General features: G+C 36.9%; 10 protein-coding genes. 2 read left to right on the forward strand and 8 right to left on the reverse strand.

The features are described from left to right. Positions 1-854: 854 nt before the first annotated feature. Positions 855-1160, reverse strand: a complete 306-nt coding sequence (locus tag RVS70_RS20530; RefSeq protein ID WP_026681830.1) for a phasin family protein — start codon at positions 1158-1160, stop codon at positions 855-857. Between the two features lie 16 nt (positions 1161-1176). Then, a complete protein-coding gene (locus RVS70_RS20535) occupies positions 1177-2820 on the reverse strand; it encodes an ABC1 kinase family protein (RefSeq protein ID WP_281949980.1) in 1644 nt (547 codons plus the stop codon). Between the two features lie 128 nt (positions 2821-2948). On the opposite strand from RVS70_RS20535, the gene RVS70_RS20540 reads away from it, so the two are divergent. Next, the gene (locus RVS70_RS20540; RefSeq protein WP_026681832.1) at positions 2949-4298 is read left to right on the forward strand and encodes a YjiH family protein; all 1350 of its coding nucleotides are present in this window, start codon (positions 2949-2951) and stop codon (positions 4296-4298) included. An 86-nt stretch (positions 4299-4384) separates the two neighbouring features. On the opposite strand, the gene RVS70_RS20545 is transcribed toward RVS70_RS20540, so the two are convergent. The 4 genes from RVS70_RS20545 to RVS70_RS20560 form a co-directional block, all read right to left on the reverse strand. Further along, complete coding sequence (locus RVS70_RS20545) at positions 4385-4609, reverse strand: hypothetical protein (RefSeq protein ID WP_246484916.1); 225 nt, start codon at positions 4607-4609, stop codon at positions 4385-4387. Between the two features lie 47 nt (positions 4610-4656). Then, positions 4657-5220: a sugar nucleotide-binding protein gene (locus RVS70_RS20550; RefSeq protein WP_226983563.1), complete on the reverse strand. Its 564-nt coding sequence runs from the start codon at positions 5218-5220 to the stop codon at positions 4657-4659. 34 nt (positions 5221-5254) lie between these two features. Further along, positions 5255-6271 carry an acyltransferase family protein gene (locus tag RVS70_RS20555; RefSeq protein ID WP_026681833.1) on the reverse strand — a complete coding sequence of 339 codons (1017 nt, stop codon included), beginning with the start codon at positions 6269-6271 and terminating at the stop codon, positions 5255-5257. Positions 6272-7195: 924 nt separating this feature from the next. Further along, on the reverse strand, positions 7196-8044 hold the full coding sequence (locus RVS70_RS20560) for a Ku protein (protein ID WP_026681834.1): 849 nt from the start codon (positions 8042-8044) through the stop codon (positions 7196-7198). Positions 8045-8170: 126 nt separating this feature from the next. Between RVS70_RS20560 and RVS70_RS20565 the strand changes: the two genes are divergently transcribed. After that, positions 8171-9973 (forward strand): DNA ligase D, encoded by a 1803-nt coding sequence (locus RVS70_RS20565; RefSeq protein WP_321134670.1) that lies wholly within the window; start codon positions 8171-8173, stop codon positions 9971-9973. Between the two features lie 241 nt (positions 9974-10214). Here RVS70_RS20565 and RVS70_RS20570 read toward each other — a convergent pair whose 3' ends face one another. Both RVS70_RS20570 and RVS70_RS23460 read right to left on the reverse strand, forming a co-directional pair. Next, the gene (locus RVS70_RS20570; RefSeq protein ID WP_026681836.1) at positions 10215-11240 is read right to left on the reverse strand and encodes a potassium channel family protein; all 1026 of its coding nucleotides are present in this window, start codon (positions 11238-11240) and stop codon (positions 10215-10217) included. A gap of 203 nt (positions 11241-11443) precedes the next feature. Next, the gene (locus tag RVS70_RS23460; protein ID WP_414617184.1) at positions 11444-11593 is read right to left on the reverse strand and encodes a hypothetical protein; all 150 of its coding nucleotides are present in this window, start codon (positions 11591-11593) and stop codon (positions 11444-11446) included. Positions 11594-11825: the final 232 nt, after the last annotated feature.

An 11825-nucleotide genomic window follows, 5' to 3' on the forward strand; every position in this document is an offset into this window, starting at 1 on the left:
TGCGAGCCGATGATGGCATATCGTAGGGCGATTCATGAAGTCGCCTCGTTTCTGGGCGCTGGAGCTGGACGGCGGCCTAACACCTCCATATTTATCCACATGGCCTAATTTATAATTTCCTAGACTACAAAAAAGTCCTGAGTATTGCAGGACCTTGTTTTTTCGTATACTGGTTATCTTTTTCCCTATCAACTCGATGAAAAAACGAATGAGCATCAGTTTCCATACTCTCTACCCCAATTCCAAAATTCTTTTGGGTTGTTCTTCTTTATAGCGTTTATACATCCATTGCAAAAACCTGATTTCGTTATCCTGCAATTTTCTGCCAAGCTTCTTCTCCATATCTTTACATATTTCTAAAAAGCTAACCATACGCTTAAGATTCCCCCTAGTATGAAACGAGTTGATAATGCTATTCTATTGTACCTCGGTTTATGGTGATTATCAACTACAATATGATAAATAGGCAGAATTTACAGATAACTACTGTTTTTGACAAAATAGATTCCCTGTATTATGACAATTTTCCCTCCCTAAGCGAGCTTGTGAAGTATTTTCTTCAAATCCTATATTCATCGCCATCATGGCACATTTAAATGACGCAGGAACGAAATCAAAACCATGAAGACGAACCATACATTGCATTCGCTATATATGGAGACGAGACTTCTTGAAAAAAGAGCGCTTTTTTTGCATGCGATGTATCGCTTATCCTTTGGGAAGATATCGGCACCCCCTTAGTGTATAGCACGATAATCCGTCATCAGCCGAAGAGCAAGTATATTTCCCAAGTGGGTTTTTGCACGAAATTACTTCCTATTTACATTGAAATCATTTTATCGCAGCCTCATTCATTATTCTGAACGATCTTCAAGCTTGTTTTCAAGCTCAGTAATACGAGCCCGTAACTCGTTAACATCCTCCTTTGTCGCTAATCCAAACTCTTTAGCGAGCTTCTGTGTTTGCTCATATTGCTGCGTATTCCATTCATCCTTTTTCATTTCACCTTTCTCCACAAAATTTTGCAGAACCGTGCGTGCTTGATCTTGTGTTAGTTCATTCTTATCGACCAGTTGCTTTACCTTGCGTTCAAACTTCTCTTTACTAGTTACTGCAGCTCCTAATCCCAAAAGAAAACCTTTTTTTAAGACATCATTCATGTGTATCTCCTCCTTATTACTTTGATCGAATGTTGCGGTAATGCTTCATGAATAATAAAATCATCATTACAGCAAATATACTTGCTCCGGATATAGCAATGGTGGTCAATCGCCCTAAGTTTTGGTAATAGCCAAATAGGATACAGCTAACACTAACCAATAGTAGAACAAAACAGATTACTTCAAGTAAAACAAAGTAATTATGTGTCAGTTGCTTTTGTTGCTTCTCTCTCTCCCACTTTCTTTCCTTTTCCCCATTTTCTAGCCAACCTAACATAGCTTTTGGAAAGGATAATACTGGTTGAACTGCATCCTTTACATATTGCTTATAAATGGATTCCGCTAAATTTCTCCCGCCAAACCATTTTTTAATTTTAGGCTTTGCCCATTTCTGCAAATCTATATCTGGATAAATGGCTAGTAGGATACCTATAACGATTGATATCGCTCTTCCTAAATACGCATAATCCGCTGATAATTGGATTGGCTGATCACTTATAAACAAACGAATATCTTCTTTTAATTGTTCCATTGTATGAGCATCCATTGTATTTAATGAACCATTCTGATACATAGCAATGGTCTGTCTAATCATTTGTTTTAATTTCTTTCGATTCGCCTGAGGTAATATGAAATTCATTTCATCTAATGTTTCGATTACCCGATCGTAATCATCCATAATTATATTTTGTATTAGTTTTTTGAAATAATGCGTATCCTGCTTTCGTACCTCTCCAACCATGCCAAAATCAATAATTACAATCGTTCCATCCTGTTGAATCAAGATGTTTCCAGCATGGGGATCTGCATGAAACATACCTTCATTCAAAAATTGCTCTAGATAAAAGTCAAATAAGCTTCTAGCTATCTGCTGCGTTGAAACCTGATGTCGATGCATATACGAGACATCCGTTATTTTTGCACCGTCTATCCACTCCATCACCAAGACCTTTTTCGTACATAACTGCTCTATATAATTTGGAATATGTATGGCCTTATTATCTTGGAATCTCTCTTGAAAGTAACAGGCATGCTTTAACTCTTGTTGAAAATCTAGCTCCTTATTCATAACCGTGATAAGTTCTCGGTATAAGGAAGGTAAATCGGCCTTCTTACCAAATGACGTAAATACAGAAATCAACCAAAAAACGATTCGAAGTGCTTTAAAATCTATATGAAAAATTTCCTCAACACGATAACGCTGTACTTTTATTGCTACGTCTGAATGGTCTTCTCTTAACTTGGCTAAATAAACTTCACCTATGGATGCAGATGCGATGGACGTCGGTTTAATATCCTCTATATATTCATAGATGTCCCCTCCCCATTCCTCTTCTAATAGCTTCCGCGCATAGCTAAACGGCATTGGTGGGACACGATCAACCAATCCACTTAGTTCTTTGAGGAACGCATCGGGCATAAAGTCAGTCCTTGTACTAAGGAATTGCCCAACCTTAATTAATACACCGCCTAATTCAACAGCCTTATTACGATATTCTCTTGCTAATTTTGTTACTAATATATTCCATTTAGCGATCGTCCGGTCATCCCATACTTTATTTCTAAAATGGAACTTGTACATGAGAAAAATAAATTTGATTGTCATCCAGATCATGATACTGCAGCGATATACTAATCTATATTTAAGCCCCTTATTCACCTTCAACACCTCTTTAGATATGTACCCGATTATCTACTTATTTAAAACAAGTCGGTCCTAATAAATAGTTGGATAATGCGTATATTTCCCTTATAATAAATAAGAAATATGGAACAATGGGGGTTCTTATGAAGAATAATCACTTTACCATAAAAGACCATATTAAGGTTATCATCCCATCCTTAATTGGTATCTTTTTATTTATGTCACCTATACAGACAGAAGAAGGGCTTACGATACCAATAGCCATACTTGCTGGGAAGGTTCAAACCCTACTTGCTGATCAGTTATCTGCTATTATGATGGTAATTATTGTTATTACTGCAATAATGAGTGTATTCGCTAAGCTTATAGGAAGGGAAAAATTAAAAGGGACTCCTTTTTTTCAACAGCTTTTTCATGTGAGCACATTTTGGACAATTACCCGTGTTATAGCTGCCATATTTGCAGTAATGGTTTACTTCCGTATTGGTCCAGAATTTGTTCATGGTGAAGCAACTGGACAATTATTACTTGATGATCTGTTGCATGTATTATTCGCCGTATTTTTATTTGCCGGATTGTTTTTACCATTACTTATGAATTTTGGTTTACTTGAATTATTCGGTACATTAATGACGAAAATCATGAGACCATTATTTCGTTTACCAGGACGTTCCTCCATTGATTCTTTAGCATCTTGGGTTGGTGACGGGACAATTGGCGTATTACTTACTAGTAAACAATACGAAGAAGGTTACTATACAAAACGAGAAGCTGCTGTAATCGGTACAACATTTTCTGTCGTATCGATCACCTTTTCATTAGTAGTGATATCGGAAGTTGAACTCCAAGATATGTTCTTACCTTTTTATGGAACAGTCTTAGTAGCCGGATTTATTGCTGCATTAATCATGCCTCGGATTCCTCCGCTCTCGCGCAAATCCAATACGTATGTAAACGAAGAGGCGGAAGGATTATCTGAAGAAATTCCGAAAGGTGACAACGTGTTTACCTTTGGATACCGAAAAGCATTGAACCGTGCAAAGAAGGAAACAAGTGTGTATAAATTCATAAAAGAAGGTGGCCAAAACATCCTAGACATGTGGATGGGTGTCGCTCCTGTCGTGATGGCATTTGGACTGATCGCCTTAATAATTGCCGAAAATACACCTGTTTTCCAATGGCTTGGTATGCCATTTATACCGTTATTAGAACTCTTACAAATTCCTGCTGCTGAAGCAGCTTCAGAAACAATCCTAATTGGTTTTGCAGATATGTTCTTACCAGCTATCTTTGCTTCTTCCATTGAGGCAGATATAACCCGCTTTACTATAGCTGCACTTTCTGTAACGCAATTAATTTATATGTCTGAGGTTGGGGGATTATTATTAGGGTCTAAGGTACCGGTATCTTTTAAAGATTTGGCAATCATCTTTTTGTTACGTACAATAATTACCCTACCCATTATTGCAATCATTGCTCATATTATCTTTTAAGCTGCTATGCTATTAATGTAACCAAAAACAGACGGCCTATCCTTAGCCGTCTGTTTTTTATATTTAAAAAAAAGGGGGTTATTTTATTATACGTTCTCTCTAAACATTTGGTTCATTAATTTATTTATTTTCTCTGTTCGTAATGCCGTATTCTTCGGCATTTCTCCATCTACCATTTCCTCGACAGATGCTTTCCTTACAAGTTCCGGATTGAAACCCATTTTTTCAGCCATTAATCGCATAAATTCATAAAAGCTTCTAGTCTTAGGAGAACCGGCATTAAATACACCAGATACGTCATTAACTACCATTTTTACAATGACAGCCGCTAAATCCTCCACATGGACAAATGTACGAATTAAATCATCACGGAATGCAATTGGCTTACCTGACCGTAAATGATAGGAAAGTTTATCTGTTCGTTGATCAAGCCTGCCAACCTGATTTTCCCCATAGACAGACCTACTCTTAAGATGACATAATTGGTCAATTCATTCGTTATAAAGCGTTCAGCTTTGACTTTAGCATTCGCATAATTACTCAGCTCATGATCATCTGGTAAAGGGGTTGCGGGATCCTCCTCATCATACGGACCATTCCCAGCACTGTAGACGAAATCAGATGAAATATAAACGAGCTTTGTTTCAGGGGTAAGGTGGGTTAGCAAGTGCAGAAGCCCATGCTCCGTCAATTGATGTTCTTGTGGTCCGTGCATCACCGACCAAACAACTACATCCGGTTGCATTGCTTTATAGTAGTTGGAGAAGGATTCTGGCTCATTTATATCCAATTTTACTAAATCAGCAACTATTGCAGGTTCATCCAAATATGTTCCACTAACAGTAATTTCGGGGATAGCCTTGAATCGTTTGTAAACAGAACTTCCAACATAACCACTTGCACCAAACACACAAACTTTCATGATTATTCTTCCCCTTTCTTTTATTGTTATCAGATTAGGATTCTGTCTTTGGATGCTGCTTACTTATTTTTTGATACGTCTTTTTGATAATTGATACTCTTCCTTCAATAACTGGCTGCCAAATACCGAGAACTGGCCTACTTGATAACAGAAGAACTAACGCTAACGAAATAGCAGCAAGACCAACCAAATCTATTATTCGATTTACCTCAAATAATTCTGCTTGTCGAAAATATTGAATGAAAAAACCGTGAAGCAGATAGACATACAATGTTCTAGCTCCTAAAACAGTCCAATTAAATTGCTTTTTAGGCACCCACGATAATACGCTGACAATCATGAGAGCAGCCGTTAAATAGACAAGTAATCTTGCTAGTCCTCCAAATTCTCCCATTCCTAAATCTCCATATGATTTAGAAGCAAGCAACCAACCTGAATTAAAATCAGGCATATAATAAATAGCAGTTGCAATTCCAGCCATTACTATTATTGATGCTACCTTTATTCCTTTGTTCTTGATCAACATTAACTGTTTTTCCGTAATGAAGTAGCCAATTAGGAAAAACGGAAAGAATACAAATGTACGCGATAAACTAAACGTATGACCAATTTCACCAAAGTAACCTACAATTAGACCTAATTGAATTGAAATAACTACTGCCAATACTGGAGGTAGCTTTTTAAACCAATATAATAACATATGCCAACAGAATAAACTGAATAAAAACCATAATGCCCAATGAGGACTAAACAAATCCGTTTCCCATCCAGATTTACCAATCAGGTAATAATATCCTGAATAGAGGATTTGAAAAACAACATATGGTACGAGTAATTTTTTCATTAAATTTAAGATATATTTTATATTCCCAGAACCTTTAGCAAAAAAACCTGAAAGAAAGATAAATGCTGGCATATGGAAAGTATAAATCCACATATATAGCGTATTAATTTTCGGAGATCCGTCTGTAAAAGGCTGGATCATATGACCGAATACAACGAAAAAAATTAATAGCACTTTTGCATTATCAAAAAAGGCATTTCTTTCCATTACGCATCTCCTTTTTTAAAAAATTCTGAAACTTATCCCTTGGTCAATGTTAAATAAGTGTGCAATATCCACTTTACCCTATTTTTTATAGAAATAAATAGGTTACTAACCGATTTCATAGACTTGTTAGGTTATTGTAAAAGATTTGAAAAAAAGCTGTCATGATGTAATGGATAAAGTAAAAATTCAATCCGTGGAGGTTAATGTTTACCTCCCACGGAAGGTTAGTACCATAAGAATATGACCTAAAGACTTTGCAGTCGATCCCCACTCACCAATATTAGGTTCACTTTATTGCTTGAAGTGGGGCTTACTGCCAATTATATGCGGGGTAAAATTGGCCAAAGTTCTATTTTGAAGCATTCCACTGAAAAATCAGCTTTTATAGAAACCCTGTGTGTGGGTGGACGAATATCAATTGCTTTTCGTGAAAACAACAATAACGCAGCCCATGCAGTTCTTTTAAAGCTGCGAGGCTACGTTTTACTTTTCTCTTTTCTTATTCGGGTAAATCCACTTTCCTTTATGAGAAGGCCAGTCCAAGCAAACCCGTTCTTTCACTTCTTTCCACACATGACGTTTTGTACACTTCGTAAGTAGCCTGTCGAGACATTTTTGACAGCATGAAAAGAGGCTGGGACAAAACACAACTTCTTTACTGAAAATACGAATAATCATGTTATCAATAGGAGTATCATCGCCGCACCGTGAAAATATACGCTCTTTCCACGAGCACGGCCACAGCTAACTTGGTAAAGAAAAACACGTTACCACGTGAATCTTCGGACTCGTACTGTTCCCGCCAGAGTCTCACTTATTTCAGGTGCTAAATGAATGATTCTGATCAATAAACGAACGATAATTAATTTCAACCAATCATCGTTCGTTTTTAATTGGATTCTTCATTCTTTTGTCTCAGCCTCTTTATGAGCCTGTCTTCTTCTTTTTTGCCGTTGTTTTCGTCTTTTTCTTCGGTTGCTTTGGCTTTGGCTTTTCTTGTTTCGCTCGATCCAATGAGGCCTGCAGTGCATCCATTAAGTTTGTAGCTGCCTCTGGAGCAGGCTTTTCTGTTGCTGTAGCAGTAGATTCATCATTGTTCTTTTTCTGTTCAATTAGATCGAGTAATGCTGTACGATACTCATCTTTATATTTCGTAGCATCGAATTCAGTTGTTAATTGATCAATAAGCATTTTTGCCGTATCAAGCTCTTTTTTTTCGGTTTCCACTTCATCAGGTACATTTGGTACATCTTTCACATCACGAACCTCATCAGGGTAATGAATGGTTTCTACTACCAATGTATTCTCGTAAACACGAATAACAGCTAACTGTCCTTTTGACCGGATGATCATTTTGGCTATCCCTATTTTACCTGTATCTTTTAAAGCATTTCGTAACAGACCATATGCTTTTGCTCCCCCTTCGTTCGGAGATAAATAATAGCTTTTTTCGAAATAAATAGGATCAATTTCCTCTAATTGTACAAAGTCGACAATTTCCACTGCTTTATCTTCCTGTTCCTTCTGTAATGCTTTTAAATCCTCTTCATCCAGTACAACAAATTTATTTTTGGCATACTCATATGCTTTTACAATTTCATCATTCTCTATTGGTCGATCACAGACCGGACAACTTTTTTCATATTTGATTGGTGACTGGCATTCCTTGTGCAGCTGTCGAAGTTTAACATCTTTATTTTCTGTTGCAGCATGCATTTTTACAGGAATATTTACTAAGCCAAAGCTTATCGTACCTTTCCACATTGTATGCATTCACACATACCTCCCTTTGTCATAGTTTGGCTGAAATAACTTTATTTATCCTTCCTGATTAAACAACAGCATTTGTGTAAAAATAAGATAAATACAACCGTATCTTTTTAAAAGGGAGCATGAAATATGCATGTTATGAAACCGATAGCAAGTACAGATATACCTAAAGGTGACAATTGGATGTTTGAGGTGAAATACGATGGATTTCGTTGTGTTTTAAAATGGGAGCACGATAATATCCGTCTAATGAGTAAGAATAATAAAGATCTAACTTTACAGTTCCCGGAAATCATCGAATATTGCAAACGGAATCAAGAGAGACTTCTTTCCTTTCTACCTATACAGCTTGATGGAGAACTAGTTGTATTAAATAACATGTATCAGGCTAATTTTGCTTGGATTCAGAAAAGGGGGCGGCTAAAAAATAAAGACAAGGTCCAAGAAGCCGCTATCCATCGTCCAGCCAGCTTTCTAGCATTTGATCTTATTATGCAAAAGGGCAGACAACTATACCAAGAAATGTTTACGAAGCGTAAGCAAGCTTTAGAAGCTCTCATTTCTCAACTGAAGCACAACAATATCATACAATTTGTAAACGCATATCCAAATGCTGAGCTGTTATTAGAACGCGTTTTTACAAATAAAGGAGAAGGAATTATTGCTAAACGAAAACGTAGTACTTATAAGGCCGGTAAAATCCATCAGGATTGGTTTAAAATAAAAAATTGGAGAACATTACATGGTTTCTTAACTGCCTTCGATATGAGAAATAATTATTTTTCCGTCGCCGTCTTCCAAGAAGATACCATCGTTGACATCGGAAAGTGTAAACATGGATTAGATGAGGAAGCACTTCATACATTAAAAGATCTATTTATCCATAAGGGTAGTAAACAAACAGGTTCTGTATTCACGTTACCACCTGCCATTTGCGCGGCCATCCATAGTTTAGATTTATACGATGGGGAACTTCGAGAGCCAGAGTTTACCAAACTACAACCTGATGTACACGCGAAAGACTTAACAGTTGATAGATTACATCTTGATATGGCTATGCTTCCTGAAAATATAGAATTGACAAATACGACAAAATTACTCTGGCCAAAAAGGCATCTAACGAAGGGAGATCTGCTTATTTATATAAGAGAAATCGCTCCTTATATGCTGCCATTTTTAAAGGAGCGTGCTTTAACTATCATTCGTGCACCAGATGGCGTAGAAGCTGAGCACTTCTTTCAAAAGCATTTACCAGCGTATGCACCAGATTTTAATCCACGTGTACAAGCGGATGGTGAAAGCTCTATTCTTTGTGATTCGCTCCATACACTCATATGGCTTGCTAACCATGGCACTGTTGAATTTCACGTTCCGTTTCAAACGTTGGCTAGTAGCTATCCCCAAGAAATCGTCTTTGATTTAGATCCTCCCGATAGAGAACGATTTCATTTAGCCATAAAGGCGGCACAAATAATCAAACCCATACTAGATGACTTAAAATTGACATCCTTTGTGAAGACTTCAGGCAATAAAGGATTGCAAATCTATATCCCTATTCCGGAAAGAAGCATGACCTATGAGCAGACCGCATTATTTACGCAAGCAATTGCATGGACTGTTGAAAATGCTTATCCTCAGTTATTTACAACTGAACGTATGAAAGACAAGCGAAATGACAGATTATATATTGACTATGTGCAACATGGGAAGAACAAGACAATTATTGCCCCTTATTCACCAAGAAAAACCGTAGATGCCACTGTTGCAACTCCATTATTTTGGGATGAATTGACAGACAAGCTCAATCCTCAAGCCTTTACGATCAAGAATGTAGTGGATCGTGTGAAATACAAAGGCTGCCCTTTTAATAGCTATCACAGGGAAAAGGAGAAACAATCCGTATTCAACGTATTAAAGCTATTACAAAAATAAAGTGAAACTTCAATCCTTGGGGGTATTACTGCCAGTTATTTGTGGGATAAACTACGCACTCTCCAGAAATATACGTAATTACTGTGAGAGGAAAGATCTCGCTGCCCCCAAGGAAGCTTAACAGCCGCATGCCAAAAGTGAAGTCGATTTCTGGAGCAGCTTAGTTACACGAACCATCATTCCAGTTGTTGATAAACACAGTTTTATCCTCGTCTCCATCTAGTTAAACAAATGTTTATTTTTATTGCGTAACAATTTTTTCATACGTAAGCTGATCGCAAATTATAAATAGTTTTGCATCCGTTGGTATAGGTTTTTTCAATTGATTTATTATGGATAAATCGTTGCCATTTGCTATTAGCATTGCTCCTTGCTGTGCTAAATCAGTACGCGCTTCTTCATACGTGTTCCATGTTTCTTTTTTACCAATCGAATAAAGATCGTAGCCTTTATGACTCGTCAGTTGTCGAATGATTTCACTCGAGCCATTGAAAAGTATGGAACGTGCCGCAAGATGCCCAGCTGTATCGTTTGCAGTAATAAATTCCTCTACAGAAGCATGTTTAAATGCTTGAATATGCGTCGATTCCAATACTTCACAAATGGTATAGATATTTTGTTTATATTCCTTCCCTATTCCTTCAAGGATGGTCGCAATTAGTAAGGTTTGCCCATCTGCCTGAGATGTTGCTATCGTATTCTCAGGAGCAAAAACCATCACGGATTTGCACTTCAGCAAATTTGCTTGTAATAATACATCCTGATTCGCTGGATTTCCGTGAACAAATTCTACTTGTTCATGCAATATTGGGGTTTTCTCTAATTTTTCGTCAATAACAACAATTGGTATATCCTTAAACGTATGTAAAAGCTCATCTAACGTAATTTTTGCTTTTTTTGTCCAGTTAATTAAAATAATATGTCCCTCTGTTGAGATATTCAATTTCCCTTCCTCCTTTAACCGTTTGCGGATACTTAAAAAATCAATTGCTTTACCGATAAATATTGTCATAAGCCCTATCCCAACAATGTATAAAAACATTGCAAATAGCTTCCCGGGAACGGTAACTGGAGAAACATCGCCATAACCTACTGTTGTTACAGTTGTCATGGTCCACCAAAGCCCTTCAAAAGGACTTGCAAATGTATCTGGTTCTAAAAAATATATAAAGTAACTGCTAGCAAAAACCAATGTTAATGTTGCAAATAGCAGAAACCAATTATTTAACTTAATTACTTTTACGAATAATTGCTTAAAAAATATCACGCAGGTTCCCCCCTTTTTCTTTCTAATAACACTAACATACGCATCCTAATACCTAATAAAATAGTAACATAAATATAAGATTCGTATAGAAAAAAACGAATAGATTCATGAAATCCGATTATATTTTTAGCGAAACCGGCGAGTTATCCGATTAGCTAAAATAACTAGTGAAAGCAGTAAGGATTAGAGAGAGAAGCGGTGTCTCATTTCCGCAAGAGCTTTTTGTAAGCAAGTAGCTTGCCTGGCTTGTACAGGATCAATACCACCACTTCACTACTGCATCTAAAAGAATCTTTTATTTTTTGTCCTGTAAATGAACCAAACGCTTCAAATAATGTAGATTGATCACTCATATAAACTTCCTTGAGCTGATTCCAAATATATTCTTAGATCTTTTTTTATTACGCTATAAGCTCTCTGGAACCCCAGCATAGACGGGGCTTTTCTAAACAATTAAATAAAAAAACGGAGCAAAATTCGCTCAGTCCTTATCACTAAATGCTCAGATTTACGCTTCCTCTAGTAGCTATTATGGAATAATAGCTACTGCTTGCTTGACCACCACTCCGGCTGCCCACTTCCCTT

This window comes from Virgibacillus sp. M23, from assembly GCF_034190895.1.
GTDB classification, from domain to species: Bacteria; Bacillota; Bacilli; order Bacillales; family Amphibacillaceae; genus Virgibacillus; species Virgibacillus salarius.

Coding starts and splice junctions, on each gene's coding strand:
- RVS70_RS20530 (WP_026681830.1), bottom strand. CDS start 1,160: ATGAATGATGTCTTAAAAAAAGGTTTTCTTTTGGGATTAGGAGCTGCA.
- RVS70_RS20540 (WP_026681832.1), top strand. CDS start 2,949: ATGAAGAATAATCACTTTACCATAAAAGACCATATTAAGGTTATCATC.
- RVS70_RS20545 (WP_246484916.1), bottom strand. CDS start 4,609: ATGGTAGTTAATGACGTATCTGGTGTATTTAATGCCGGTTCTCCTAAG.
- RVS70_RS20550 (WP_226983563.1), bottom strand. CDS start 5,220: ATGAAAGTTTGTGTGTTTGGTGCAAGTGGTTATGTTGGAAGTTCTGTT.
- RVS70_RS20555 (WP_026681833.1), bottom strand. CDS start 6,271: ATGGAAAGAAATGCCTTTTTTGATAATGCAAAAGTGCTATTAATTTTT.
- RVS70_RS20560 (WP_026681834.1), bottom strand. CDS start 8,044: ATGCATACAATGTGGAAAGGTACGATAAGCTTTGGCTTAGTAAATATT.
- RVS70_RS20565 (WP_321134670.1), top strand. CDS start 8,171: ATGCATGTTATGAAACCGATAGCAAGTACAGATATACCTAAAGGTGAC.
- RVS70_RS23460 (WP_414617184.1), bottom strand. CDS start 11,593: ATGAGTGATCAATCTACATTATTTGAAGCGTTTGGTTCATTTACAGGA.